This is a genomic window from Streptomyces sp. NPDC028314 (assembly GCF_055565795.1).
Map to the genome: position 1 here is coordinate 45,123 of NZ_JBVHTP010000025.1, position 26,420 is coordinate 71,542.

The 26,420-nt window shown below is 72.5% G+C and carries 18 protein-coding genes; 6 read left to right on the top strand and 12 right to left on the bottom strand.

What is annotated here, in order from left to right; all coding sequences use genetic code 11:
* Positions 1 to 46: 46 nt before the first annotated feature.
* The 7 genes from ACZ4TG_RS37230 to ACZ4TG_RS37260 all read right to left on the bottom strand — a co-directional run bounded on the left by ACZ4TG_RS37230 (position 47) and on the right by ACZ4TG_RS37260 (position 9,707).
* The gene (locus ACZ4TG_RS37230) at positions 47 to 1,279 is read right to left on the bottom strand and encodes a GNAT family N-acetyltransferase (RefSeq protein ID WP_468172562.1); all 1,233 of its coding nucleotides are present in this window, start codon (positions 1,277 to 1,279) and stop codon (positions 47 to 49) included.
* A gap of 96 nt (positions 1,280 to 1,375) precedes the next feature.
* Positions 1,376 to 2,662 carry a YncE family protein gene (locus tag ACZ4TG_RS37235; protein WP_468172564.1) on the bottom strand — a complete coding sequence of 429 codons (1,287 nt, stop codon included), beginning with the start codon at positions 2,660 to 2,662 and terminating at the stop codon, positions 1,376 to 1,378.
* A gap of 127 nt (positions 2,663 to 2,789) precedes the next feature.
* Positions 2,790 to 3,941 (bottom strand): XdhC family protein, encoded by a 1,152-nt coding sequence (locus ACZ4TG_RS37240; protein ID WP_468172567.1) that lies wholly within the window; start codon positions 3,939 to 3,941, stop codon positions 2,790 to 2,792.
* Positions 3,942 to 4,014: 73 nt separating this feature from the next.
* Positions 4,015 to 5,478, bottom strand: coding sequence for an NCS2 family permease (locus tag ACZ4TG_RS37245; RefSeq protein WP_468172570.1), 1,464 nt, complete (start codon positions 5,476 to 5,478; stop codon positions 4,015 to 4,017).
* Positions 5,479 to 5,797: 319 nt separating this feature from the next.
* Complete coding sequence (pucD, locus tag ACZ4TG_RS37250; RefSeq protein ID WP_468172573.1) at positions 5,798 to 8,200, bottom strand: xanthine dehydrogenase subunit D; 2,403 nt, start codon at positions 8,198 to 8,200, stop codon at positions 5,798 to 5,800.
* Positions 8,201 to 8,202: 2 nt separating this feature from the next.
* Complete coding sequence (locus ACZ4TG_RS37255) at positions 8,203 to 8,811, bottom strand: (2Fe-2S)-binding protein (protein ID WP_468172576.1); 609 nt, start codon at positions 8,809 to 8,811, stop codon at positions 8,203 to 8,205.
* Positions 8,812 to 8,813: 2 nt separating this feature from the next.
* Positions 8,814 to 9,707, bottom strand: coding sequence for an FAD binding domain-containing protein (locus ACZ4TG_RS37260; protein ID WP_468172579.1), 894 nt, complete (start codon positions 9,705 to 9,707; stop codon positions 8,814 to 8,816).
* A gap of 253 nt (positions 9,708 to 9,960) precedes the next feature.
* Between ACZ4TG_RS37260 and ACZ4TG_RS37265 the strand changes: the two genes are divergently transcribed.
* Together ACZ4TG_RS37265 and ACZ4TG_RS37270 are read left to right on the top strand one after the other, a co-directional pair.
* The gene (locus ACZ4TG_RS37265; protein ID WP_468172582.1) at positions 9,961 to 11,640 is read left to right on the top strand and encodes a PucR family transcriptional regulator; all 1,680 of its coding nucleotides are present in this window, start codon (positions 9,961 to 9,963) and stop codon (positions 11,638 to 11,640) included.
* 155 nt (positions 11,641 to 11,795) lie between these two features.
* Complete coding sequence (locus ACZ4TG_RS37270; protein WP_468172585.1) at positions 11,796 to 12,590, top strand: hypothetical protein; 795 nt, start codon at positions 11,796 to 11,798, stop codon at positions 12,588 to 12,590.
* 944 nt (positions 12,591 to 13,534) lie between these two features.
* Here ACZ4TG_RS37270 and ACZ4TG_RS37275 read toward each other — a convergent pair.
* Entirely contained in the window at positions 13,535 to 14,248 is a 714-nt protein-coding gene (locus ACZ4TG_RS37275) for a GntR family transcriptional regulator (protein ID WP_468172588.1), read from the bottom strand.
* A 134-nt stretch (positions 14,249 to 14,382) separates the two neighbouring features.
* On the opposite strand from ACZ4TG_RS37275, the gene ACZ4TG_RS37280 reads away from it, so the two are divergent.
* Both ACZ4TG_RS37280 and ACZ4TG_RS37285 read left to right on the top strand, forming a co-directional pair.
* The gene (locus ACZ4TG_RS37280; protein ID WP_468172591.1) at positions 14,383 to 15,246 is read left to right on the top strand and encodes a (2Fe-2S)-binding protein; all 864 of its coding nucleotides are present in this window, start codon (positions 14,383 to 14,385) and stop codon (positions 15,244 to 15,246) included.
* Between the two features lie 271 nt (positions 15,247 to 15,517).
* On the top strand, positions 15,518 to 16,576 hold the full coding sequence (locus tag ACZ4TG_RS37285; protein ID WP_468172593.1) for a DUF2637 domain-containing protein: 1,059 nt from the start codon (positions 15,518 to 15,520) through the stop codon (positions 16,574 to 16,576).
* A 54-nt stretch (positions 16,577 to 16,630) separates the two neighbouring features.
* Here the strand turns inward: ACZ4TG_RS37285 and ACZ4TG_RS37290 are convergent, their stop codons facing one another.
* From ACZ4TG_RS37290 to ACZ4TG_RS37305, 4 genes are all read right to left on the bottom strand, one after another.
* Positions 16,631 to 17,104: an ATP-binding protein gene (locus ACZ4TG_RS37290; RefSeq protein WP_468172596.1), complete on the bottom strand. Its 474-nt coding sequence runs from the start codon at positions 17,102 to 17,104 to the stop codon at positions 16,631 to 16,633.
* A gap of 99 nt (positions 17,105 to 17,203) precedes the next feature.
* A complete protein-coding gene (locus tag ACZ4TG_RS37295) occupies positions 17,204 to 18,946 on the bottom strand; it encodes a pyruvate dehydrogenase (RefSeq protein ID WP_468172599.1) in 1,743 nt (580 codons plus the stop codon).
* A gap of 63 nt (positions 18,947 to 19,009) precedes the next feature.
* The gene (locus tag ACZ4TG_RS37300) at positions 19,010 to 20,770 is read right to left on the bottom strand and encodes a protein phosphatase 2C domain-containing protein (protein WP_468172602.1); all 1,761 of its coding nucleotides are present in this window, start codon (positions 20,768 to 20,770) and stop codon (positions 19,010 to 19,012) included.
* Between the two features lie 102 nt (positions 20,771 to 20,872).
* A complete protein-coding gene (locus ACZ4TG_RS37305; RefSeq protein WP_468172605.1) occupies positions 20,873 to 24,643 on the bottom strand; it encodes a S8 family peptidase in 3,771 nt (1,256 codons plus the stop codon).
* Positions 24,644 to 24,845: 202 nt separating this feature from the next.
* On the opposite strand from ACZ4TG_RS37305, the gene ACZ4TG_RS37310 reads away from it, so the two are divergent.
* A complete protein-coding gene (locus ACZ4TG_RS37310; protein ID WP_468172614.1) occupies positions 24,846 to 25,823 on the top strand; it encodes a helix-turn-helix domain-containing protein in 978 nt (325 codons plus the stop codon).
* A 24-nt stretch (positions 25,824 to 25,847) separates the two neighbouring features.
* Entirely contained in the window at positions 25,848 to 26,330 is a 483-nt protein-coding gene (locus ACZ4TG_RS37315) for a DUF456 domain-containing protein (RefSeq protein ID WP_468172608.1), read from the top strand.
* The last annotated feature ends 90 nt before the right edge of the window (positions 26,331 to 26,420 follow it).

Sequence of the window (26,420 nt, forward strand, 5' to 3'; positions counted from 1 at the left end):
GCCGGACCTCAGAACTGGCCGGCCCTCACAGAACTCGTCGGGCGCCTCAGAACTCGTCGGCGGTGTGCGGCAGCAGCCCGGTGCGCAGGGCCCCGTCCAGGGCCGCCGCCGCGCCCGGCGACCGCTCCTCCACCAGCCCGGCGGCGACCAGTTCGGACACCCTGGTCCCGCCCAGGTAGCAGGCGGCCAGCTCCCGTACGTCGAGCACCAGGTCCGGCTCGGCCCGGGAGGGCTCGTACGTGGCTCCGTCCGGGCAGGCCTTGAGCCGGTGGCGCCCGGCGTTCGCCGGCAGCCGTACGTCGGCCACCTCCAGCACCAGCTCCACCGGCGCGGCCCATGACCGCGCGGACAGCGCCGCCCGTACGTCGACCAGGCGCAGCCAGAGCGCCGGGAACTGGGCGGTGACCCGCACCTGGTCCCGGTCGGCGGCGAAGTGCAGCAGGGGGTCGTCGGCCGGGCGGCCCCAGGCGGAGACCTTGCCGGTCAGGTCGAGGGAGGCCACGCACTGCCACAGCGCGGCGGCCACCTCCGGGGTGCCGGCCTCCAGTTCGTCGACCCGGACCAGACCCGGGGTGCGGACCGGGCCGCTGTCCTGCTCGGGCTTGGTGCGGTAGAGCACGTACCCCGCGACCGGTCCGCCCGGCTCCCCCGAGACGATGATCCGGGGCGGGCTCAGTTCCTCGTCCTCCTCGTCCTGTTCGCAGAGCCACTCGTGCGCCCAGCGCTCGGGACTGCGGCGCGGGCGGCCGGCCCGGGTCCGGCGGGCGTCCTCGTGGTACGGGCCGATCAGGGCGGCCGCCCCGGCCGGGTCGACCAGCCGCAGCGGACGCCGGTCCGGCTCGATGCGCAGGGCCAGCGGCCGGGTGGAGTCGATCTCGATCGTGACGCCCTGGGTGGCGCTGCCGTAGCCGAAGCGCCCGTAGATGGCCGCTTCGGAGGCCCACAGCACGGCGAGCGGGCTGCCCGCGGCGGCGGCCTTGCGCAGCTGCTCGTCCATCAGCGCGGTGAGGACCCCGCGCCGGCGGTGGGTGGGTGCGACGGAGACGAAGGTGAGGCCGGGGCACGGGAGGTCCGCCCCGGGCACGGAGAGCCGGAAGTCGTGCGCGGCCATGAACCCGACCAGCGCGTCGCCGTCGTAGGCGCCGATCCGGCCGCAGCGGGCCAGGATCTCGTGGTGCCGCTCCCGGCCCTCCTTCTCGGGGCGGTCGTGGAAGACCAGGTACGCGAGCTCCAGAGCGCGGTCGATCTCGGCCTCGGGTACCTCACGGATGTCCACCATGATCCGGAGACTAATCGGTCATCGCGGACCGGTCACCTCATATTGGCTGGATGTGCCGGTCCGCCCGTCGGGCGAAGTACCGGCCCGGCGTGCGGATCAGTGCGCGGCAGGGCCGGTCCAGCCGGCCGGGACGTGTCCGAGCCGGACCCGCTGGGGGTGGTCTCCGACGGGAACGGACACGCGCTTGGCGCCGGTGGCGAAGTCGATGGCGGTCACCTGGTCGGCGCCGCTCTCGGAGATCACGCAGCCGGTGCCGTCGCCGTCGACGGTGGCCCAGTACGGCTTGGCGGCGGGTACCAGCGGCCCCTCGGTGAGGGTGGCGCGGTCCACGACGGTGGCGTAGTCGTCCATGGTGCCCGCGATGCAGAGCTTGGTCCCGTCCGGGCTCATGGACATGCCGTGGTGGCGGGAGTCGTTGACCCACTTGGTGCGGTCGGTGGTGGTGGCCGGGTTCTCGGGGAGGGTCTTGAGACGGCTGATGCGGTCGGTGGCCACGTCGTACTCCAGGAATCCACTGAAGAACGACACCTGGAAGTAGAGCTTCGACTCGTCGGGGCTGAAGGAGACGGGGCGCACCGCGTCGGACAGGTCCGGCCGGCCGAAGGCGTCCAGCCGCTCGCGCATGTCGATCACCCGGACCGTGCGGAAGGTCTGCGCGTCGACCACGGTGATCTTGCGGTCCCCCTTCGTCCAGTCCAGCCAGGGGGCGTCGAGGGCGGAGGTGACGTCGCCGATCGCGCTGTTCCAGAGGAAGCGGCCGTCGCGGGTGAAGGTGTTCTCGTGCGGCTTGTCGCCGGTGGCGAAGGAGCCGACCTGCCGGCCGGTGGCGATGTCGAGGACGTGCACGGTGTTGGCGGTGGAGGCCGAGACGGCGACCCTGGTGCCGTCCGGCGAGACCGCCATGTGGTCGGCGCGGTACCCGGCCACCGGGAAGCGCCAGTTGACCCGCCCGGTCCGCAGGTCGATGGAGACGACGTCGGCGAAGCTGGGCCGGGAGGCGACGACGGCGGAGCCGTCCGGGGTGGTGTACATGTCGTCCACGAACTGGTCGTGGCCCTCGCCGGCGGTGGCCCGGATGCCCAGGAAGAAGCCGAGCTTCACGGGGTTGAGGTAGATCTCCCGGAGCCGCTCCTCCTTGTCGGGGATCACGTCGACCCGGCCGACCTTGCCGAGGCCGCCGGTGGAGGCGAGGACGTCGGCGGTGCCCTCCCAGTTGTTGCCGACGAACAGCACCTCGCGCAGACCGGCAGCGGGAGCGGCACCCGCGGCGGAGGTGGCCCCTTGAGCCGACGCCGGAGCGGCAGCGGGGGCGGGCCCGGCCGCGAGCGTGGCCGCGGCCAGCGCGCAGACGGCGAGAAACGTACCTGTACGGGTCCGGGACATTCGCTCAACTCCGTTAAGGGGAAGCGCTGTTACCGGCGGGTAAAATAGGCGGAACAACAGAAGGGCGCAACCCCCACGGGGGTGCGCCCTTCGCCGTGCCTCAGCGGTTCGGCTGGTCGGCCTCGCTTCAAGCGACGGAGCCGATCCGCCCGACCACGGTGTTCGAGCCGTCGCGGTGGATCGGGATGTGCGCGCCGGTGAGGGCGGCGCCGGTACCGCCGCGGCGGTTCGCGACGATCTCCGCGGCGATGGACAGCGCGGTCTCCTCCGGGGAGCGGGCGCCGAGGTCCAGCCCGATCGGAGAGCGCAGCCGGGCCAGTTCGAGCTCGGTCACGCCGACCTCGCGGAGCCGCTTGTTGCGGTCCTCGTGGGTGCGGCGGGAGCCCATGGCGCCGACGTACGCGACGGGAAGCTTGAGGGCCATTTCGAGCAGCGGGACATCGAACTTGGCGTCGTGGGTGAGCACGCACAGGACGGTCCGGCCGTCCACGTCCGTGGTCTCCAGGTAGCGGTGCGGCCAGTCGACCACGATCTCGTCCGCCTCGGGGAAACGCTTCTTCGTGGCGAACACGGGCCGGGCGTCGCACAGGGTCACGTGGTAGCCGAGGAACTTGCCGATCCGCACCAGGGCGGAGGCGAAGTCGATGGCGCCGAAGACGATCATCCGCGGGGGCGGGACGCTGGACTCCACCAGCACCTTGAGCGGCTCACCGCAGAGCCGGCCGTCGGCGCCGATCTCCAGGACGCCGGTCCTGCCGGCGTCGAGCATGGCGCGCGCCTCCTCGGCGATGGTGCGGTCCAGCTCGGGATGTCCGCCGAAGCCGCCCTCGTAGGAGCCGTCGGCGCGGACCACCACGGCGCGGCCCATCAGCTCCGCCGGGCCGTCCGCGATACGGGCGACCGCCGCCGCCTCCCCGCGGGCGGCGGCGGCCAGCGCGGCCGCGAGCACCTCCCGCACGGGAGAGCCCACGGGAACCGGGGTGACCAGGATGTCGATGATCCCGCCGCAGGTCAGACCCACGGCGAAGGCGTCGTCGTCGCTGTATCCGAAGCTCTCCTGGACGGTCTCGCCGTCCTCCAGCGCCTGCTGGCACAGCTCGTACACCGCACCCTCCACGCATCCGCCGGAAACCGAGCCGATGGCCGTGCCCTCGCCGTCCACGGCGAGTGCTGCCCCGGGCTGCCGGGGCGCGCTCCCGCCGACCGCCACGACCGTGGCGACGGCGAAGTCTCGTCCCTGCTCGACCCACCGGTTCAGTTCTTCGGCGATGTCCAGCATGGGGGCCTCCTCGGAGAGGTTCGGATTCCAGTATCTGATGCGTGGAGGGTCAGGTGGTGATCACCGCCCGGCCTTACTTGACGCCGAGCCACGCCTCGATGGGGTGCAGGGCGAAGAAGACCAGGAAGACGCCGGTCAGCACCCACATGAAGGCACCGATCTCGCGGGCCTTGCCCTGGGCGACCTTGATCGCCACGTAGGAGAGGACACCGGCGGCGACACCCGGGGTGATCGAGTACGTGAAGGGCATGATCGCCACGGTCAGGAAGACCGGGATGGCGGTCGCGCTGTCGGCCCAGTCCACGTGGCGGGCGTTCTGCATCATCATCGCGCCGATGACGACCAGGGCCGCGGAGGCGACCTCACCCGGGACGATCTGCGTGATCGGGGTGAAGAAGAGGCAGGCGGCGAAGAAGAGGCCGGTGACGACGGAGGCGAGGCCTGTGCGGGCTCCCTCACCGACGCCGGTGGCGGACTCGACGAAGACGGTCTGGCCGGAGCCGCCCGCGATGCCACCGATGGCGCCACCGGCGCCGTCGATGAACAGGGCCTTGGACAGGCCCGGCATGCGGCCCTGCTCGTCGGCCAGCTTGGCCTCGGTGCCGACGCCGATGATGGTGGCCATCGCGTCGAAGAAGCCGGCGAGCACCAGCGTGAAGACGATCATGCCGATCGTCATGACGCCGACATCGCCCCAGCCGCCGAACTCGACCTCGCCGAAGAGCGAGAAGTCGGGCATCGAGACCGCGGAGCCGTCGAGGACCGGGGCGCCGTTCTTCCAGGCCTTCGGGTCGATGTCCATGACGGCGTTCAGGATGGCGGCGAGGATGGTGCCGCCGACGATGCCGATCAGGATGGCGCCGGGCACCTTGCGGGCCTGGAGCATGAAGATGGCGAGCAGGGTGACGCAGAAGATCAGGACGGGCCAGCCGGCGAGCTCGCCGACCGATCCGAGCTGGACCGGGGGACCGAACTCGGAGCCCTTGCCCACGAAGCCGGCCTTCACGAGGCCGATCAGGGCGACGAACATGCCGATGCCCATGGTGATGGCGTGCTTGAGCGCGAGCGGGATCGCGTTCATGATCATCTCGCGGAGGCCGGTGACGACCAGGAGACAGATCACGACGCCGTACATCACGCACATGCCCATGGCCTGCGGCCAGGTCATCTGGGGGGCGACCTGCGAGGACAGCACACCGGAGACGGACAGACCGGCGGCGAGTGCGAGCGGCACCTTGCCGACGAAGCCCATCAGGAGCGTGGTCAGGGCCGCGGCGAAGGCCGTGGCCGTGATCAGAGCCTTCTGGCTCATGGTGTCTCCGGCGACGTCCTTGCCGGAGAGGATCAGCGGGTTGAGCAGGAGGATGTACGCCATGGCCATGAACGTCGTGACACCGCCACGAACCTCATTGCCGACGTTGGATCCTCTGTGCGTTATGTGAAAGTACCGATCGAGCCAAGAACGCCCGGCGGGGGTGCGAGAGCCGTCGCCGGCCTCTTCCGCGGTGGTCTTGGGCTCCACAGACGATTGGGTCATGGTGCCTAACTCCCAAGGTTCACAGGGGCACCCGCATGGAGATTGGAGACGCGGGATTTGGGAAACTGCGTTGGCTGCACGACCCGGGGTGACGGCCCGAGGCGACGCGAATTGTGCACTGCGTGTACTGCGGGTAGTGCGGTGGTGACCGCTGGTACTACGGGGGGTTCTCGCAGGGGTACTGCTGCGTGAAGGACCGCGAGCGGTGCGGTGCTTCGTGTGCTCCGGGCGGTGCCTGTGAAGTGTGACGTTCCCATGTCGCACCGCCCGGAGAGTCTGAGGGGGTCCGGGGGCCTCGCGGCCCCCGGACCACGCCGTCCTAGAGGGTGCCGGTGAGGGCTTCCGGACGGATCGGCGTCTTGTTGATGTCCAGACCGGTCGCCGCCCGGATCGCCGCGATGACGGCCGGGGTGGACGAGAGGGTCGGGGCCTCGCCCATGCCGCGCAGGCCGTACGGGGCCTTCGGGTCGGCGAGCTCCAGGACGTCGACCGGGATGGTCGGGGTGTCGAGGATGGTCGGGATCAGGTAGTCCGTGAAGGAGGGGTTGCGCACCTTCGCGGTCTTCGGGTCCACGATGATCTCTTCCATGATCGCGACGCCCAGGCCCTGGGTGGTACCACCCTGGATCTGGCCGACCACGGAGAGCATGTTCAGGGCCTTGCCGACGTCCTGGGCGGTCGCCAGCTCGACGACCTTGACCAGGCCGAGCTCGGTGTCCACCTCGACGACCGCGCGGTGCGCGGCGAAGGTGTACTGGACGTGGCCGTTGCCCTGACCGGTGACCAGGTCGAAGGGAACGGTCGGGTGGTGGCGGTACTCGAGTTCGAGGTCGATGGCCTCGTCCTCGAGGATCTCGGCGATGTCCCCGAGGACCTCGCCGCCGTCGGTGACGACCTTTCCGCCTTCGAGCAGCAGCTCGGCGGTGGCCCAGGCCGGGTGGTACGAGCCGTTCTTGCGACGGCCGATCTCCAGCAGGGCCTCGCGGACGGCCTCACAGGTGTTCTTCACCGCGCCACCGGTCATGTACGTCTGCCGCGAGGCGGACGTGGAACCGGCGGAGCCGACCTGGGTGTCGGCCGGGTGGATGGTCACCTGCGTGACGCCCAGCTCGGTACGGGCGATCTGCGCGTGGACGGTGATGCCGCCCTGGCCGACCTCCGCCATGGCCGTGTGGACCATCGCGACGGCCTCGCCGTTGATGACCTCCAGGCGCACGCGGGCGGTCGAGTAGTCGTCGAAGCCCTCGGAGAAGCCGACGTTCTTGATGCCGACCGCGTAGCCGACGCCGCGGACGACGCCTTCACCGTGGGTGGTGTTGGAGAGGCCGCCGGGCAGCGCGCGGACGTCCGCGCCCTCGCCGGCCGACTCCCACTGGCGCTCCGGCGGCAGCGGGCGGGCCTTGACCCGGCGCAGCAGCTCGGCGACGGGCGCCGGGGCGTCCACGACCTGGCCGGTGGGCATGACCGTGCCCATCTCCATGGCGTTCAGCTGGCGGAACTCGACCGGGTCCATGCCCAGCTTCGCCGCGAGCTTGTCCATCTGGGCCTCGTACGCGAAGCAGGCCTGGACGGCGCCGAAGCCGCGCATCGCGCCGCAGGGCGGGTTGTTCGTGTAGAGCGCGATCGCCTCGATGTCCACGTCCTCCAGGACGTAGGGACCCACCGAGAGGGAGGAGGCGTTGCCCACGACCGCCGGGGAAGCCGACGCGTACGCGCCGCCGTCCAGGACGATCTTGCACTTCATGTGCGTGAGCTTGCCGTCCTTGGTGGCGCCGTGCTCGTAGTAGAGCTTCGCCGGGTGGCGGTGCACGTGGCCGAAGAAGGACTCGAACCGGTTGTAGACGATCTTGACCGGCTTGTTCGTGGCCAGGGCCAGCAGGCAGGCGTGGATCTGCATCGAGATGTCCTCGCGGCCACCGAAGGCACCGCCGACGCCCGAGAGCGTCATGCGGACCTTCTCCGGCGGGAGGCCCAGGACCGGGGCGATCTGCTGGAGGTCCGAGTGCAGCCACTGGGTGGCCACGTACAGCTCGACACCGCCGTCCTCGGACGGCACGGCCAGGCCGGACTCCGGACCCAGGAAGGCCTGGTCCTGCATGCCGAAGGTGTACTCGCCCTCGACGATGACGTCGGCGCGCTTGCGGGCCTCTTCCACGTTGCCGCGGATGATCGGCTGGCGGTGCACGATGTTCGGGTGCGGGACGTGACCGATGTGGTGGTCGTCGCGGTTCTCGTGGATCAGCGGCGCGTCGGGGGCCAGGGCGGAGGCCTCGTCCGTGACGAGCGGCAGCTCACGGTAGTCGATCTTGATCTTGGCGGCCGCGCGGCGGGCGGTCTCCGGGTGGTCGGCGGCCACGAGGGCGACCGGCTCACCGTGGTGGCGTACCCGGCCGTTGGCGAGAACCGGGGTGTCCTGGATCTCCAGGCCGTAGTTCTTCATCTCGGCCGGCAGGTCGTCGTACGTCAGGATCGAGTACACGCCGGGCAGCGCGAGCGCCTCGGAGATGTCGATCGAGACGATCTCGGCGTGGGCGACGGTGCTGCGCAGGGTCTGGCCCCACAGCATGTCCTCGTGCCACATGTCCGAGGAGTACGCGAACTCGCCGGTCACCTTGAGGGTGCCGTCAGGGCGCAGCGTGGACTCGCCGATGCCGCCCTTGGTGTGCTTCTGGCTGACGTTCGTCGGAGCGCCTGCGGGCACGGTGCGGGTGTTCTGGGCCATGGTCAGACCGCCTCAGACTGACGGGCGGCCGCGAGGCGGACCGCGTCGAGGATCTTCTCGTAGCCCGTGCAGCGGCAGAGGTTGCCGGACAGGGCCTCACGGATGTCCTGGTCGGACGGGGAGGAGTTCTCCTCCAGCAGCGCGTCGGCCTGGACCAGGAGGCCCGGGGTGCAGAAACCGCACTGCACGGCGCCGGCGTCGATGAACGCCTGCTGGATGTTGGAGAGCGGGGCGCCCTCACCGGTCTGCGAGTCGGCGGGCTTGGCCTGCCACTGCTTCGCCGCGTCCAGGGAGACGCCGCCCTTGCCGCCGCAGCCGCCGCCGGTGCCGCAGGCACCGCCGTGGCCGTGCTCCTCGCGCTGCTTGGCGAAGTCCGCCAGGCCCTCGACGGTCACGACGTCGCGGCCCTCGACCTGACCGGCCGCGACCAGACAGGAGCAGACCGGCACGCCGTCGAGACGGACGGTGCAGGAACCGCACTCGCCCTGCTCACAGGCGTTCTTCGAACCGGGCAGGCCCAGGCGCTCGCGCAGGACGTAGAGGAGGGACTCGCCCTCCCAGACGTCGTCGGCTTCCTGCTGACGTCCGTTGACAGTGAAATTGACGCGCATGATTACGCAGCCCCTTCAAGCGAGCGGCCGGTGTTGCCGCGGTACTGCTCCCAGGTCCAGACGAGCTGGCGGCGAGCCATGATGCCGACCGCGTGACGGCGGTACTTCGCCGTGCCGCGGACGTCGTCGATCGGGTTGGCCGCGCCGGAGGCGAGGTCACCGAACTGCTTGGCGATCGACGGGGTGATGACCTTGCCGGACTCCCAGAAGCCGCCCTCTTCGAGCGCGGCGTTCAGGAACTCCTCCGCGGCCTTGGCACGGATCGGGGTCGGCGCGGCCGATCCGATTCCGGTGCGGACCGTACGGGTCTGCGGGTGCAGTGCCAGGCCGAAGGCGCAGACCGCGATGACCATCGCGTTGCGGGAGCCGACCTTGGAGTACTGCTGGGGGCCGTCCGCCTTCTTGACGTGGACGGTCTTGATGAGCTCGTCGGCGGCCAGCGCGTTGCGCTTGACGCCGGTGTAGAACTCGTCGATCGGGATCAGGCGCGAGCCGCGTACGGACTCCACCTCGACCTCGGCGCCCGCCGCGAGCAGCGCGGGGTGCGAGTCGCCGGCCGGCGAGGCGCAACCGAGGTTGCCGCCGACACCGCCGCGGTTGCGGATCTGCGGGGACGCGACCGTGTGCGAGGCGAGCGCGAGACCCGGGAGCTCCGTGCGGAGGTTTTCCATGATCTGCGTGTACGGGACGGAAGCGCCGAGCCGGACAACATCCTCGCCGACCTCCCACTCCCGCAGCAGACCGATGCGGTTCAGGTCCAGGAGGTACTCGGGCCGACGGTGGTCGAAGTTGATCTCGACCATCACGTCGGTGCCACCCGCAATCGGCACAGCTGAGGGGAACTCGGCCTTAGCGGCGAGCGCCTCCTCCCAGCTGGCGGGGCGAAGGAAGTCCATGTGCGGCTCTCTTCTTCTTCATCGTGTCGTTCACTTCAAGCCAGGAGGCCTAAGGACCCTCGACTGGTCGTTCACGTGCTGTTAACGCGGTGTGGAGCCAGTACACAAGCCGCGCGTCCCCCGGGTGCAGTCACCGAAACCATGAAGGAGTTGGCTGACGGCCTCCCTCGTCTTGTAGATTCGTATGAAAGGCAGGATGCGACGACCTGCCCGATTTCCAACGGCAACATCGAGACAGATCGGCGGCGACATCATGCGGCTGCGCGCACTGCTGGAAACCGAGGCGCTGGGGCTGCGGCTGCTGGGCGGCGAGGAAGAACTCGACCGGACGGTCCGCGGGGTCATGACGACCGACCTGAGGGATCCCAGCCGATACCTCTCCGGGGGCGAACTCGTCCTCACCGGCCTGGCATGGCGAAGAAATTCAGCCGACTCCGAGCCGTTCGTACGAATCCTCGCGAGCGCGGGCGTCGCGGGCCTGGCGGCGGGCGAGGCGGAGTTGGGGGACATCCCCGACGATCTGGTATCGGCCTGTCTGCGCAATCGGCTGCCTCTGTTCGCTGTGAACGAAGACGTTGCATTCGCCACGATTACGGAGTACGTGGTGCGGCAGGTCTCCGGCGAGCGGGCGGGTGATCTCGCGGCCGTCGTGGACCGCCACCGCCGCCTCATGACCTCGGGTCCGGCCGGTGGGGGTCCCGATGTGGTGCTGGATCTGCTCACCACCGACCTCGATCTCCGGGCCTGGGTGCTCTCGCCCACGGGCCGGCAGATCGCCGGCGCGGGCGAGCCGCTGGCGCCGGGCATCTGCGCGGCACTGGCGAGCGAGCACCTCGCGGCGGTCCGGACGGGCCGCAGGGGACCGCACCGGATCTCCATCCAGGGTATTACCTACTCCCTCTTCCCGATCAGGGGACACGGCCGCGGCGGCCCCGGCCCCGCCTCCCGGGACGTGCGCGAGAGCGTGCTGTCCGACTGGCTGCTGGCCGTCGAGGCCGACGCGGGCGACTGGCCGGCGGAGCGGCTCGACCTGCTCCAGGGCGTCACCCAGCTGATCGCCGTCGAGCGGGACCGGCGCGACGCGGCCCGTACGGTGCGACGCCGCCTGGCCCAGGAGGTGCTGGAGCTGGTCCAGACCGGCGCCCCGCCCGCCGAGATCGCCGCCCGCCTGCGGGTGGCCGCCCCGGTGCTGCTGCCCGGGCTGGGCGCCGCCCCGCACTGGCAGGTCGTGGTGGCCCGGGTGGACTGGGACGGCGGGGACATCCCCGGCGGCCCGGTGGCCCAGTCCCTGCTGGAGGAGATCCTGGTCGACCCGTCCGTATCGGGCCCGGAGCCCTCCGACCGGATCGCGGTAGCCCATGCGGGTGACGAGGCGATCGCCCTCGTACCGCTGCCCGCCCTCTCCGGCGAGGGCGGGGAGGACAAGGGCCCCGACTCGGCCCTGCACGCCGACGCGCTGCTGACGGCCGTACGGGACCCCCTGGCGGCCGGTCTGGCCGACGACGGCCGGCTCACCCTCGGCGTCAGCGCGGCCGTGCACTCCGCGGAGGGGCTGCGCGGGGCGCTGGAGGAGGCCCGGCACGCCCGCCGGGTCGCCGCGGCCCGCCCGGGCCGGGTCTGCGCCGCGGGCCACCACGAGCTCGCCTCGCACGTCCTGCTGCTGCCCTTCGTCCCCGACGACGTGCGCCGCGCCTTCACCGCCCGGCTGCTGGACCCGCTGCGGGACTACGACCGCCGCCACCGCGCCGAGCTGATCCCCACCCTGGAGGCGTTCCTGGACTGCGACGGCTCCTGGACCCGGTGCGCGACACGGCTGCACCTGCACGTCAACACCCTGCGGTACCGGGTCGGGCGAATCGAGCAGTTGACGGCGCGGGACCTGTCCCGGCTGGAGGACAAGCTCGATTTCTTCCTGGCACTGCGCATGAGCTGAGGAATCACGCCAAGGGGCCGGCCGGGGGCGGCTGACGCGCCGTCCGGACTTTGTGAAAGAGTTCACCCGACCCCTTGGCCGGAGCCGCCGATCCGTGCTCTCATTTCGCCCCAGGGCTCAAAGACGTGCTGCTTGGTTGCTTTGGGGAGGGCAATGTGGCGGATACCGCCATGTCCGGTGCCGGATCTACGGGGGGAGACGACCCCCTCCAGCGGGCGATATGGCGGCTGCGCTCGCGCGGCTGTTGGACCGACGCGGCGGCCCTGCTGACGCCGCACGCACACGACGCGGGAGCCGCAGTTCAGCGGACCGCGCTACTGGTCGAACGCTGCCTGTTCACCGGGCAGGGCTGGGCCGACGCCGAGGACGCCCTGCGGGTCGCGGAGGCGGTGGCCCACGACGACGACGAACGGGGCGCGGCCGCGTGCGAGCGGGGCCAACTGGCGTACGCGGCGACCGTGCTCGGAGTCCGCGACCGCGCCGACGAGGCCCGCTCGGCCCTGGGCCGGGCCGCGGCCCTGCTGTCCCCGGGCTCCCGGGCCCGCCCGCTCCTGGACTTCCGCCGGGGGCTGGTCGCCGAACACCTGGCGGACGCCCCGCAGGCGGCCCGTCCGGCCTACCGGCGCGCGCACGAGGGGGCGTTGGCCCACGGGGACACCCTGCTGCTCTCCTTCACCTGGCGCCACCTCGCGGCGCTGGCCCTGCGCGACGGTGAGGTGGCGGAGGCCCGCAAGGGCTTCGCGGAGTCCCTGCGCATCAGGGAGGAGCTGGGCTTCCTCATCGGCACGGCCCCCGCCCTGGCGGCCCTGGCCGAGGCGGAACCCGAACCGGAGGCGGCCCGCCTACGCGCCGAGGCCCGCCGCCTGTTCCACCTCCTGGGGGGCATCCCCACCTGGCTGGCGGACCAGCTCCCCGGCCGGGCGGGGGACGGAGTCGGGGTGTCCCCGTAACCGTTGCCGCTCCCCTGGCCGGGCGTTTGTCGGGGGTCGGGCTGTCCCCGTGGCCCCGGGGGTCGGTTTGCAGCCCGCCTGCCGTTGCCCTGGCCGGGCGTTTTCCGGGGTTCGGGGTGTCCCCGCGGCCCCGGGACCGTTGCCCTGGCCGGGCGGTTGACGGGGTCGGGCTGCCCCTGCGGGGCGGGGCTCGTTTGCAGCTCGGCTGCTGCGGGGCGCCTCAAGCGCCGGCCGGAGCCCTGGCCGGGCGGTTGAGTTGGTCGCCTGCGGCGCCGTCGCTTCCGGCCCCGGGCTGCGCCCGGGCGCCTCAAGCGCCGGCGGGGCTGGGTTTGGCTGCGGATTGGGCGGGATGCCGGGGACGCCGCCGGGGTGGGGTGTGGTCCGGGGCGGGCATGATTTATGGCGCCCCATCCGAGTCCCCTGTTGCCGGGCGGCACAGGGCGCCAACAAATCACGTTTTAGCCCCGGACAACACCCCACCCCGACACCGCCCCCGGCCACGAAGCCCAACCCCCACCGTGAGGGGAAAAAGACACCCGACCACCTGGGTCGGTGACGGGTCCGGGGTGGGGTGTCGACCGGGGCTAAAACGTGATTTGTGGCGCACAGCGGCCCGAACTTCAAGGTCCTGAACGGGCGCCATAAATCATGCCCGCCCCGGACGACACCCCACCCCGGACCCGGCACCGACCCACCCCCCAGCCCCGCCGGCGCTTGAGGCGACCACACTGCCGAGCAGCAAAGCGGCCCGGCCCGGCACGGGGCAACCCGGACCCCGGAAACCGCCCGGCCAGGGCAACGGCCGAGCTGCAAACCGGCCCGGCCCGGCACGGGCAGCCCGAACCCGGAAACCGCCCGGCCAGGGCAACGGCCCGGCCAGGGCAACGGCCCGGCCAGGGCAACGGCAGATCAGGCCCCGGGCACCGGGGACACCCCGAACCCCGTCAACCGCCCGGCCAGGGCAACGGCCCGGCCAGGGCAACGGCGAAGTGCTCCCGTACCAGGGACTCCACCGCCCCCAGCTCCCCCGCGGCCAGCGCCTCCAGCAGCGCCGCGTGCTCCGCCGCATCGGCGACCAGGTCCGCCCGCCTGACCCGCGGAGCGCCCGGCAGGGGCCACTGCGCCCTCCGGTGGAGTTCCTCCGCCACCTGGACCAGCTGCTCGTTGTCCGCCAGGGCCAGCACCGCCCGGTGGAACGCCCGGTCCGCGTCCGCGTACGCCGACAGGTCACCCGTCCGCGCCGCCTCGACCGTGGCCGCCGCCGTCGGCCGCAGGGACTCCCAGGTCGCCGCCGGGACCGTCCGGGCCAGCCGGAGCATCACGGGGACTTCCAGCAGGGCCCGCACCTCGGCCAGCTCGGCCAGTGCCCGCGGGGTGCGGGCGAGTACCCGGAATCCGCGGTTCGGGAGGCATTCCACCGCCCCCTCCAGCGCCAGCTGCTGCATCGCCTCGCGCACCGGGGTCGCGGAGACCCCGAACCGCTCCCCGAGCGCCGGGCCCGAGTAGATCTCCCCCGGCACGAGTTCGCCGTCGACCAGCGCCGCCCGCAGCGCGTCCAGGACCTGCCCGCGCACCGAATGCCGCATCACCTTCTGCGCCGGGACGGCAGGCTTCGCCGGCGCCTCCGCCGACACCCCGGCATGGGCCGCTTCCCGCACTCGGTCCTCCTGGGTGGGTCTCGACGTCCGTCCGAGAATAGGCGACCCGCCCGGGGGCGGCGGTGATGCACAGGGAGCCCGATCGGGTAAGGTAAGGCTAACCTTTCAACGATCGTGTGATTCGGTGGTCCGTGATGCCCGTCCAGACCTTGGTCCCCGCCCCGGCCGGCTCTCCGGTGGCGGACGCCTACCAACGCCTGGCCGAGTTGTACGGCGGCCTGCTCGTCACCGAGCGCTCCGCGCACGAACCCCTCCCTCGCGGTGTGGGATGGGTCGGCGCCGACGAGCTCGCGGCCGGCGGGCCGGCCCTCGAAGCCTTCCTCGCCTGGGACGACGCCCAGGTGCTCCGGGACTACGGGCGTCCGGCCCGGCCGGACGTCGTCGCCGGCTTCGGCCTGCACCGGTACGCCTGGCCGGCCTGCCTGCTGATCACCGTCCCCTGGCTGCTGCACCGGCGGGTGCCCCGCCTGGCCCCCGCCCAGGTCGCCTTCCACCGGACCGAGGGCCGGATGTCGGTCCGCGTCGACGGCTTCGCCTGCCTGCCGGGCGATCCGGCGGCCGCGCTCCCCGGGGCCCGGGTCGTGCCCGACGAGGAGGCGCTGCGCGCCGAGGTGCGCTCCGCCGTGGCCGAGCACCTCGGGGCCGTGCTGGAAGGTTTCGCCCCGCGCATGCGGCGCGGCCGTCGCGCCCTGTGGGGCATGGTGACGGACGACGTGGTCGAGGGCCTCTGGTACGTCGGCGGGCTGCTCGGCGAGGAGCGGCGGGCGATGGCCGAGCTGGAGGCGCTGCTGCCCGGCTCGACCGCCCCGTACACCGGGGGCGCGGGCTTCCGTACGCTCACGGCCCCCGACGGCGAGGAACTGCCCACCCGGGACCGGGCCGGATGCTGCCTCTTCTACACGATCCGGCCCGAGGACACCTGCGTGACCTGCCCCCGCACCTGCGACGCGGACCGTGTCATCCGGCTGAAGGCCGCCGCCGACGCGCTCGCCTCGTAGCTCCCGGCCGCGACACCGGCCGGCGCCGAGCGGCGGGTGACACCCCACACCCCGCACCGACAAGCCCGCATCCGGATGAACCCACCCGCCCGAGTGAACGCAATTCGAACTCAACCCGCCCCGCACGAGCGGTAGTTCGAGTGACAACACCCTATCCGACGGGCCCCGCCCCCCGTTGGCGTCCACTTGACCCGAAACCCGCGTGTACAGCGGACCGGCTGCGCCACTATGGCGCCCGGAAGGCCGCAGACGCGAGGCAAGGGACATCCGCATGAGACTGACCGACATATCGCTGGACTGGCTGCTGCCCGGCAGCCTGTTGATCCTGGGCGTACTTGCGGCAGTGGCGGTACTGGCCCGGGGCAAGCGCGAGAGCGAGAAGGCCGCGGCCGAGGACAGCTGGGAGCGCAGCGAGGAACGGCGGCGGCGCAAGGAGGCCGTCTACGGCACCGCTTCGTACGTCTTGCTCTTCTGCTGCGCGGCGGTGGCCGCCGCGCTCTCCTTCCACGGGCTGGTCGGCTTCGGCCGGCAGAACCTGAACCTCTCCGGTGGCTGGGAGTACCTGGTCCCCTTCGGCCTCGACGGCGCCGCCATGTTCTGCTCGGTGCTCGCCGTCCGCGAGGCCAGCCACGGCGACGCGGCCCTGGGTTCCCGGATGCTGGTCTGGCTGTTCGCGGGCGCCGCCGCCTGGTTCAACTGGGTCCACGCTCCCCGCGGCATGGGCCACGACGGCGCTCCGCAGTTCTTCGCCGGGATGTCGCTCTCGGCGGCCGTGCTCTTCGACCGCGCCCTGAAGCAGACCCGCCGGGCGGCGCTGCGCGAACAGGGCCTGATCCCCCGGCCGTTGCCCCAGATCCGGATGGTCCGCTGGCTGCGGGCCCCCCGGGAGACCTTCGGCGCGTGGTCGCTCATGCTGCTGGAGGGGGTGCGCACCCTCGACGAGGCCGTGGACGAGGTGCGCGAGGACAAGAAGGAGAAGGAGCAGGACCGGCACCGCAGGCGGGAGCAACACCGCCTGGACCGTGCGCACATCAAGGCGCTGGGCCGGCAGAACCGGGCGTTCGGGCGGGCCCGTGCCCGCCAGGTCGACATGCCGGGGCTGGCCCCCGGAGCGGGCTCCGCGCCGGTCGGCGCGGAGCCGGCCATACCGGAAGCGGGGCAGCTGCCACTACGACGCCGGCCCTCCCTCCAGGCCGTGAACGCCACCGACGCCGTTGAGGTGACCGGGCCCCGGACGGTGGACCTCACCGCCGAGGACGACACCCAGACCATCCCCCGACTCGACTCCCTGGAGCGCAAACTGAAGGATCTGGAGCAGCAGTTCGGCTGATCCGCCGAAGCAGCCGAGGGCCGGACCGGGCGCCGTGCGCACCCGGTCCGGCCCTCACCCGTCCAGCTCGAACCAGACGACCTTGCCGGCGCCCGGCGTCAGGGCGTCCACGCCCCAGTCGTCGGCCAGCGCCTGCACCAGCACCAGACCTCTGCCGTGCGTACCGTCGTCGGCGGACGGTACGTACGGCCGGGGCCGGCGCGAGGCGTAGTCGCGGACCTCGACCCGCAGGCGGGTGGCCTCCAGACTCGCGGACACCTCCGCGCCCTGCTCGGTATGGACGAGTGCGTTGGTCACGAGCTCGGTGATCAGCAGCTCCGCCACGTCGGCGGCGTCGGATTTGCACCGGTGGCGCATCAACTCCCGCAGAGCCCGGCGTATTTCGCCGACGGCTTTCAGATCCGCCCGGCGCACGCTGCGGGTGATCTCCAGCGTGTCCGCCGCCGCTCCCCCGCCCTCGGCGGACGGCTCTCGCGCCTCGGGCCGTCCTCTCCTCCACAATTTCCCGGTCTTCGCCCCCACCCGCACGGCGATGTACCTCCCCCGCTTCGCTTCGTCGAAAGGCGCAGCCTCTCGAACAGGTCTACGGGATGCATGCCCCCCAGGACAATCCGCACTCCTGCGGGCTCAAGGGCGCGGCACGTTACGGAGGTTGGATCGAGCCATCTGAACCATCCGGCCCACTCCTCCGTCCAGCACGATCTTGCTGGCGGACAGTGCGAAACCGGTCACCATTTCGGCGCTGATCTTCGGCGGAATGGACAACGCGTTGGGGTCGGTCACCACGTCCACCAGAGCGGGTCCCTTGTGCCGGAACGCGTCCTTCAGAGCCCCTGTGAGCTGCTTGGGCTTCTCCACGCGGACCCCGTAGGCGCCCGCCGCGCGGGCGATGGCGGCGAAATCCGGGTTCCGGTTCGTGGTTCCGTACGAGGGAAGGCCGGAAACCAGCATTTCCAGCTCGACCATCCCCAGGGATGAGTTGTTGAAGAGGACCACTTTGACGGGCAGGTCGTACTGCACGAGGGTGAGGAAATCTCCCATCAGCATCGAGAAGCCGCCATCACCCGACATGGAGACCACTTGACGTTTCCGGTCGGTGAACTGTGCGCCGATGGCCTGCGGAAGTGCGTTGGCCATGGAGCCGTGACTGAAGGAGCCGATGATGCGCCGCTTGCCGTTCGGGGAAAGATAGCGCGCCGCCCACACATTGCACATGCCCGTATCGACGGTGAACACCGCGTCCTCGTCGGCCAGTTCGTCGAGCACGGAGGCGACGTACTCGGGATGGATCGGGGTGTGCTTCTCCACCTTGCGCGTGTAGGCCTTGACCACGCCCTCCAGCGCGTCCGCGTGCTTCTTCAGCATCCGGTCGAGGAAGCGGCGGTCGGTCTTGGTCCTCACCCGGGTGTTCAGGGCGCGCAGGGTCTCGCGTGCGTCTCCCCAGACGCCGAGGTCCAGCTTGGAGCGGCGGCCGAGGTGTTCGGGGCGGATGTCGACCTGGACGATCTTCACGTCGTCGGGGAGGAAGGCGTTGTACGGGAAGTCCGTGCCGAGCAGGATCAGCAGGTCGCACTCGTGGGTGGCCTCGTAGGCCGCGCCGTAGCCGAGCAGCCCGCTCATGCCGACGTCGTACGGATTGTCGTACTGGATCCACTCCTTGCCGCGCAGGGCGTGGCCGACGGGGGCCTTGACCCGGCCCGCGAACTCCATGACCTCGGCGTGCGCCCCGGCGGTGCCGCTGCCGCAGAAGAGCGTGACCTTGTCCGCCTCGTCGATCAGCCGGACCAGCTTCTCGATCTCCCCGTCACCGGGCCTGACGGCCGGCCGCGCGGTCACCAGGGCGTGCTCGATCGACTTCTCGGGGGCGGGGAGGGAGGCGATGTCGCCCGGCAGCGAGATCACGCCGACGCCGCTGCGGCCGATGGCGTGCTGGATGGCGGTCTGGAGCACCCGGGGCATCTGCTGCGGGTTGGAGATCAGCTCGCTGTAGTGGCTGCACTCCGTGAACAGGCGGTCGGGATGGGTCTCCTGGAAGTAGCCGAGGCCGATCTCGCCGGAGGGGATGTGGGAGGCGAGCGCGAGCACCGGGGCCATCGAGCGGTGGGCGTCGTAGAGGCCGTTGATCAGGTGCAGGTTTCCGGGACCGCAGGAGCCCGCGCACGCCGCGAGCCTGCCGGTGACCTGGGCCTCGGCCCCGGCCGCGAAGGCGGCCGTCTCCTCGTGGCGGACCTGGATCCAGTCGATGCCGTCCGTGCGGCGGATGGCGTCGACGATGGGGTTCAGGCTGTCGCCGACGACCCCGTACATGCGCCGCACGCCCGCGCGCACGAGGATGTCGACGAACTGTTCCGCCACGTTCTGCTTGGCCATGGAGGGGCGCCCTTTCCGGTTCGGCACTGCCGGTGCGCCTCCATCCACGCACGTTCCGCGCGGTTACGCCTCCCAGACCGCGGCGGCCGTCCGGTCGTCGGCGTAGCCCTTCAGGCGGAGCTGGGTGTCCGCGAGGAAGGCGGCCAGGCCGGGGGGCTCCCCGGTCGACCAGCGGGCGGCGAGTTCGGCCGAGAGCAGGCCCTCCTCGCGCATCGGGTCCGCGAGCCCGCCGGAGCAGAGCAGCAGGGTGTCCCCGGGGCTGGCCACCGACGCCCGGAAGCGGAAGCCGCTCGCCGCGCCCTCGGAAGCCGGGCCCGACGGACCGGGCCGGGACGGGCCGGACGGGGAGCGACCGGGCCGCGACTCGCCGGACTGGGCGGCCCAGCCCGGCTCCAGGTCCTGCCACCGGCCGTCCCGGAGCCGGAAGACCCCGCCCGCGCCCGCGCCGAAGCACACCCGGTTGCGGCATTCCGGGTCCACCGGGAGCAGCAGGCCGCGCAGCCCGGCGGTGTACGACTCCTCCGCCAGGCCCAGCTCCGCCGCGTGGGCCCGCAGCCGCCCGTAGCCGCGGTCGGTGAGCCGCTGGAGCCCGGAGCGCAGGGCCTCGCGCCGCCCGGCCCGGATGTCGTCGGACAGCCGCTCCTGGCTGCGCCCGACGGCCGCCGCGACCGAGTGGCACAGCTCGGCGGCGGCCTCCCGGGCCCCCGGGGCGGCCCGGTCCCCGCCGGCCAGGGCGACCAGCACCAGGGCGTCGTCGCCGCTGCCGAAGCGGGCGGTGAGCAGGAAGTCCCGGCGGGCCTCACCGCGGAACCGGGCGGAGTCCCCGCGCAGCGAGGCGGCGCGCAGGGCGTACGTGCCGTAGCGGGCCCCCTCCAGCACGGTGTCCGGGGTCAGGCTGTCGAGCGCGGCTGGGTCGGCCGGGGGCAGCGCTCCCGGTTCGGCGGCGTAGGTCGGGGCCCGGTCGCCCAGATGCCGTACCTCGGGGCGCTCGGCGGGGGCGGCCGGGGCGGGCTCGGGCTCGCGCGGGGGCTCGGGCTCCGCCGCGCGCACCGGCTCGGCGGCGGGGGGCTCCTCGCGCGGCGCCCCCCGGCGCCAGACCGGCAGCTCGGGCGGCTGCGCCGCGTCGGCGGCCTCCGCCGGGCCCGGCTCCGCGGGCGGCACGGTGACGTCCCCGAGGGCGTACCCGGTGGCCCCGGCGGCCCGCGGGTCCCGCGTCGGGGCCGGGGCGGCGGGCGGGGGCGGGGACGCGGGCGGAGGCGGGGACGCGGGAGGGGACGGGGACGCGGACGGGGCGGCCTGGGGAGGCAGCGGTGGAGGCGGCTGCGGTGCGGGAGGAGGCGGCACCAGGGTGTCCCCGCGCCGGAACCCGGCCCCGTCGGGGTCCGGCTCCGGCGCGGGCGCCGGGACCCGGGCGGCGGCCGGCGCCGGCTCAGGCGGAACCGACGGCGCAGGCGGAGGCGGAACCGACGGCGCAGGCACAGGGGCAGAAGCAGGCACGTACGCCGGCGGAAGCGGAGGCGGCGCAGGAGGAGCAGGAGGAGCAGGAGGAGCAACCGAAGCCGGCCCCTCCTGCGCCCCGGGCTGCTTGCGCTGTCCGGGCAGCACGGAGCCGCTCGGTTCCTGCGGCGCGGCTCCCGACGGCTGCGGCGGCACCGCGCCCGACGCCACCGCGCCCGGCGGCTCCGGCGGCGCCTCCGGTTCCTTGACCAGCACCACCGCCGAGCGGTACCGCTGGTCCAGCGTGTCCCCCGGATCAGGGTCGGGGACCGCGTCCGGGTCCTCGTAGAGCTTCTGCCACCAGTCGTCCGCGCCCCGCTGACTCATGCCCCTATTGTCGGCCGCCGGGGGCGGCAGAAAACGCGGAACACGCGAAAAGGGCCCACCGGGCCGCCGCCCGGTGGACCCTCTCCGCATCAGTCGTACGGGCTAACGAACGTCGTAGGCCCGGACGACCGTCTGGGTGACCGACGCGCCGTTGGCGTCCGTCAGTTCGGTCTTCAGCGTCACCGGCTTGCCCCCGGCGCCCGCGTGGTCCACGACCGCGGTCCACCTGCCGCCGCGCTCGGAGACCTTCGCCGCGGTCCAGTGCTCACCGTCGTACGAGTACGACAGCTTCGCCGACTTCAGCGCGCCCGGCGTGTAGCCCGCGTGCCCCGTGACGCCCAGCCCGATCGTCTGGCCGTTCGCCGCGGCCAGGGTCTTCAGCCCGTCCTCCGGAATCGACAGCGCCGGGAAGAGGACCGGGAGGCCCTGCGAGTACTGCGCGGCGTCCAGCTTCGAGCGGAAGGTCCAGGAGGTCACGACCGCCTGCGAGCGCTGCCAGGTGCGGGCGGGCTGGCCGAACTTCTCGATCTGCTGGGTCAGTTCGTACGTGGCTTCGTCCGCCGGGACCTCGAAGACCCCGGACGGGTACCAGCTGTCCCCGATCTGCTCGCCGTTGCGCCTGAGCACCAGACCGCCCGCGTCGCCGAAGGAGCCCGGCTGCGCGAAGTGCCCGCTGTCGCCCCACATCGCGGAGGCGAAGCCGATCAGGTTGCCCTGCCGTTCGGCGGCCAGCTGCGTCCGGCCCGCCGTGTCGCGCGGGGCGACCGGCCCGACGACCCCGTCGTACCAGCTCTCGGTGCGCTTGCCGCCCTTGGCGTACGTGCGCTGCTGGTCGGTCATGAACTCCCCCCAGGGGAAGCTGCTGGAGAGCAGGTGGTCCCAGGAGGTGTCCCCCGCCGTGTAGTACTCGGTCCGCCGGCCGGGCACGGCCACGGTCTCCAGGCTGCCGAAGAAGACGGCGTTGCCCAGCGGCCGGTAGGCGCCGACCAGGTCCACGAAGTCCGCGCCCACGCCCATGGCGTGGTACGTCGACTCCACCGCGCCGAGGTCCCGGTCGCGCACCCGGTAGGTGCGGTCTCCGTGCACCTGCCCCTTCTCGGTCTGGGCCAGGTTGTAGACGTACGGGCTCTTCGCGGTGGCCTTCCAGTTCAGCGTGACCTTGCCCTTGCCGAGCTTGGCCAGCAGCGCCCGGGCCTCGCCCGTCTCGACGGTCAGGGCCGGGAGGGAGCCTCCCGCGTAGCCCGTGAAGCCCACCCAGCGGCCGGGGGCGTCGCGGTGGGCGAGCACCGCCTTGGCTCCGGCCGCCCTGGCGCGCTCCGCCACCTCGTACAGCGAGCCGTCGACGGCCTTGACGAGCACGACGGCGTCCTTGGCGCCGGCCGCGGCCAGTTCCTCGGCCGTCCCGCTGCCCGCGTCGACCAGCGGCGCGGCGCCGGTTCCGTCGAGGTTGTCGCTGCCCAGGGAGGCGGTGATCGGGTGCAGCACCGGGCCGCCGGCCGCCTTCAGCTCGGAGACCAGGGGCGCGCCGGCCCGCCAGTAGCTGCCGAACTCGAACTCGCCCTCCTCGGCCTGTCCTTCGACCGAGGCGTAGTAGCCGCGGATCGTACGACCGCCCATGGCGGTTCCCGCGTGCAGCCAGGCGCCGTCCCAGAAGCGGGAGAAGGCGAGGGTGGTGCTGCGGGCCTCGGTGGGCTTGTCGGCCGCGATGGAGAGCCTGGCCGCCTTGCGGGCGTCCAGGACGATCACGGTGTCCTTCTTCACCTCCACCTGGGGGCGGCCCAGGTAGGTGAGCGAGTCGATCAGCGGGTTCTTCCCCGCGCCGGTGTCGGGGGTGCCGACGAAGGCAGAGAGGAAGTACGAGCCCGGTCGCACCCGGTAGACCTGGTCGGCGGCGCCCTCGTTGAAGCGGCGCTCGCCGCTCGCGTCGTCCGTGCCGATCACGTCCAGGGAGGACGGCCCGGCGGCCGGCTTGCCGGAGCGGTCGATCAGCTTGACGCGCAGGGTGACGGTCTCCGGCTCCACGTACAGGGAGAAGGGGGTGGAGACGCGCACACCGTCGGCGGTGGCGACGACCCGGCCGGTGACGTCACCGTACTGGGCCCGCTCCAGCTTCGCGGCGGGGTCGAGGGCGAGCGGCACCTTGACGGTGGCTCCGGCCGGGACGGTCACGGTGCGCCGGTCGAGGCGGGCGACCTGGCTGCGGACGGCCGAACCGTCGTTGCCGGTGACCTTCTCGACCGCGAGGGCGAGGGTGACGGGCCTGCTGCCGGTGTTGGTGTACGGGATCTCGGCGCTGGTGCGGTCGCTGCGGTCCTGCGGCCAGTTGTACGCGCCGCCCTGCACGGCGGGCGCGGAGGTGACGGTGGCGTCGACGGCCGCCTTCACGTCCAGGCGGCCGCCGCCGGTCTGGCGGACGTCACCGGGGACCCTGCTGTCGGCGGAGCCGACGAGCGCGGCCTTGACCTGCTGGGCGGTCCAGTCGGGGTGGCGCTGCTTGACGATGGCGGCGGCGCCCGCGACGTGCGGGGTCGCCATCGAGGTCCCGGACATGGACTGGTAGGCGTACACCCCGCGGCCGCCCATGGCGGCGGCGGAGATCCCGACGCCGGGGGCGGCGATCTCGGGCTTGAGGGTGTGCTGGAGCCCGGCGGGTCCGCGGCTGGAGAAGGACGCGGTGGTGTCGTCGCGGTCGACGGCGCCCACCGTCAGCACGCTGGGGGCGCAACCGGGCGAGGAGACCGTGTTGTTGCCGGGGCCGGAGTTCCCGGCGGCGATCACGAAGAGGGTGCCGGTGTTCTGGGCGAGCCGCTCGGCGGCAGCGCTCATCGGGTCGTCGCAGCTGGTCCGGGAGGGATCGCCGAGGCTCATGGAGACCACGTCGGCCTTGCTCTCGACGGCCCACTCCATCCCGGCGATGATCCACGAGTCGAGCCCGTAGCCCTGGTCGTTGAGGACCTTGCCGCTCAGCAGCCGGGTGCCCGGGGCGACGCCCTTCTTGGCGCCGCCGCTCTCGGCGCCGGAGCCGCCCACGGTGGAGATGGTGTGGGTGCCGTGACCCTGGCGGTCCGCGTCGGTGTCGGAGTCGGTGAAGTTCTTCGACTCGGCGACCCGGCCCTTGAGGTCGGGGTGCTCCAGGTCGGTGCCGGTGTCGAGGACGGCGACCTTGGTGCCCGTACCGTCGTAGCCGGCGGCCCAGGCGGCGGGGGCGTTCACCTGCTTGGTGGAACGCTCCAGGTTCGCCTGGACCTTGCCGTCCAGCCAGAGCTTCTTCAGCCCGCCGGCCGCCCGGGAGCGGTCGTCCGTGTGCTGGGTGACGTCCGACCAGAAGGCCGCGGCCTGCTGCTTGTCGGCGGAGAGGGCGACACCGCCGATGGAGCCGAGGACGAGGGTGCGGTCGGCGCCGCGCGGGGTGGGAGGCGCGCTCCGGGCCACGTTCACCGAGCCGTCGTAGACCGCGATGAGCGGGAGCTTCTTGGCGTGCGCGTCGTCGTAGCCCTGCCGTACGAGGCCGGTGACGTTGAAGAGTTCCTCGTCCACGGTCCCCGCGGCGAGCGCCTTCACCGCGCCCTCGGGGTAGACGTAGAGGTCCTGGCCGCTCTGCCGGGTCTGGACCACGGACTGCGAGCCGTCCTCGCGGGGCATCGCGGTGGCGGCGGTGCGTCCGGAGGCGTCGGTGGACACCAGGATCCGGTCGCCCGTGACGAGGGTGACGGTGACCGGGGCCGTGGGCTGTTTCCCGGCGGCCTCGCTTCCGACGATCGATCTCTTCTCGGGCGCTCCGCCGCTCGGCTGTGCCGTGGACGGGCCGACGGCGGTGACGGCCAGGACGGCGGCGATGGCCGCTCCCAGTGCCGTGCGCGATATCGGGCGCATCGCTCTCCCCAGGTGAATTCCGGCCAACTGCTTCATTGCGCGGCAAAGTTGCCGCACGGATGGCTGCTGACCGGCGGATGTTGGTGCTGCGGTGGCGTCACCTTGGCAGAGAGCCGGGTGGTGCGGCGATGATGTCGGCGGCGGGTTTGCGCCGTGGCCGCTTCCCGCCAGGAACGGTGCCGAGAGGGTGGGGGTGGACGGGTTGCTGGGTGCGATAGGCCTGGACGAGGGCCAGGAGTCGGCGTACCGCGCGCTGGTGGCGCTGGGCGCGGCGGAGGTGCCCGACCTGGCGCACCGGCTGACACTGCCGGTGCCGCAGACCGAACGGGCGCTGCGGCACCTGGAGCGCCACGGCCTGGCGGCCCAGTCCTCGGCGCGGCCGGGGCGGTGGGTGGCGGCCCCGCCCGGGGTGGCGCTGGGGGCGCTGCTCACCCAGCAGCGGCACGAGCTGGAGCAGGCGGAGCTGGCGGCGGCGCTGCTGGCGCAGGAGTACCGGGCGGAGGCCGCCGAGCCGGCGGTGCACGACCTGGTGGAGGTGGTGACGGGTGCGAGCGCCGTCGCGCACCGCTTCGTACAGCTCCAGCTGGGTGCGGTGGAGGAGGTGTGCGCGCTCGTCAGCGGCCGGCCGCAGGTGGTGACGGGTACGGAGAACGAGGCCGAGGAACGGGCCGCCGTGCGCGGTGTCGAGTACCGGGTGGTGATCGAGCGCGAGGTGCTGACCTCGCCGAGCGGTATCCGCGAGGCGTCCACGGCACTGGCGCGCGGGGAGCGGATCCGGGTGACGGGGCAGGTCCCTACGAAGCTGGTGATCGCGGACCGCAGCCTGGCGATGGTCCCGCTGACGGCGCGGGGCGCGGAGCCGGCGGCCCTGGTGGTGCACGCGTCGGGTCTGCTGGAATCGCTGATGGGCCTGTTCGAGGCCGTCTGGCGGGAGGCGCTGCCGCTGCGGCTGGGTGCCACCGGTTCGCCGGAGGAGTCGGGGGGCGTCCCCGACACCACCGACCTGGAGATCCTGTCGCTGCTGCTCGCGGGCATGACCGACGCGAGCGTGGCGAAGCATCTGGAGCTGGGGCTGCGGACCGTACAGCGGCGGGTCAAGGGCCTGATGGAGCTGTCCGGCGTCACGACGCGGCTCCAGCTGGGCTGGCACGCCTACGAACGGGGCTGGGTGGCCCGATAGCCCCCCTTCGGTCAGGCTGAGCAGATGGATCTGCCTCAGCTGCTCCTGGTGGGGCTGGTGCTGCTGCTCGGGGTGCTCGGGGTGCTGGTCCCCGGCGTCCCGGGAACCTGGCTGGTCTGGGCGGCGCTGCTGTGGTGGGCGCTGCACGTGCGGACCGCGCAGGCGTGGGCGCTGCTGGTCGCGGCGACGGCCCTGCTGCTGGTGGTGCAGGTGGTGAAGTGGCAGCTGCCGCCGCGCCGGCTGCGGGGGGTGGGGGTCACCCGCCGGATGGCGGTGTACGCGGGTGCGGGTGCGCTGCTGGGTTTCGTACTGCTGCCGGTGGTGGGGGCGGTACCGGGTTTCGTGGGCGGGATCTACCTCTGCGAACGCCTCCGGCTCGGCACGCACGGCGAGGCGTGGGCCTCGGTGCGGGCGGTGATGCGGGCGGTGGGGACGAGCGTGCTGGTGGAGCTGTTCGCCTGCCTGATGGTGGTGGGCGCCTGGCTGGGGACGGTCCTCGCGGCCTAGGTGTGTTGTCCCGGGACGTTGGTGACACGCGTGCTGGGTTCTTGAAATGGGTGAGGGCCTCCGGGTTCGGTGTGGATTGCGACATCTACA

Coding starts and splice junctions, on each gene's coding strand:
- ACZ4TG_RS37305 (WP_468172605.1), bottom strand. CDS start 24,643: ATGCGCCCGATATCGCGCACGGCACTGGGAGCGGCCATCGCCGCCGTC.
- ACZ4TG_RS37255 (WP_468172576.1), bottom strand. CDS start 8,811: ATGCGCGTCAATTTCACTGTCAACGGACGTCAGCAGGAAGCCGACGAC.
- ACZ4TG_RS37315 (WP_468172608.1), top strand. CDS start 25,848: ATGGATCTGCCTCAGCTGCTCCTGGTGGGGCTGGTGCTGCTGCTCGGG.
- ACZ4TG_RS37230 (WP_468172562.1), bottom strand. CDS start 1,279: ATGGTGGACATCCGTGAGGTACCCGAGGCCGAGATCGACCGCGCTCTG.
- ACZ4TG_RS37280 (WP_468172591.1), top strand. CDS start 14,383: ATGCCCGTCCAGACCTTGGTCCCCGCCCCGGCCGGCTCTCCGGTGGCG.
- ACZ4TG_RS37245 (WP_468172570.1), bottom strand. CDS start 5,478: ATGACCCAATCGTCTGTGGAGCCCAAGACCACCGCGGAAGAGGCCGGC.
- ACZ4TG_RS37235 (WP_468172564.1), bottom strand. CDS start 2,662: ATGTCCCGGACCCGTACAGGTACGTTTCTCGCCGTCTGCGCGCTGGCC.
- pucD (WP_468172573.1), bottom strand. CDS start 8,200: ATGGCCCAGAACACCCGCACCGTGCCCGCAGGCGCTCCGACGAACGTC.
- ACZ4TG_RS37285 (WP_468172593.1), top strand. CDS start 15,518: ATGAGACTGACCGACATATCGCTGGACTGGCTGCTGCCCGGCAGCCTG.
- ACZ4TG_RS37260 (WP_468172579.1), bottom strand. CDS start 9,707: ATGGACTTCCTTCGCCCCGCCAGCTGGGAGGAGGCGCTCGCCGCTAAG.
- ACZ4TG_RS37295 (WP_468172599.1), bottom strand. CDS start 18,946: ATGGCCAAGCAGAACGTGGCGGAACAGTTCGTCGACATCCTCGTGCGC.
- ACZ4TG_RS37240 (WP_468172567.1), bottom strand. CDS start 3,941: ATGCTGGACATCGCCGAAGAACTGAACCGGTGGGTCGAGCAGGGACGA.
- ACZ4TG_RS37265 (WP_468172582.1), top strand. CDS start 9,961: ATGCGGCTGCGCGCACTGCTGGAAACCGAGGCGCTGGGGCTGCGGCTG.
- ACZ4TG_RS37300 (WP_468172602.1), bottom strand. CDS start 20,770: ATGAGTCAGCGGGGCGCGGACGACTGGTGGCAGAAGCTCTACGAGGAC.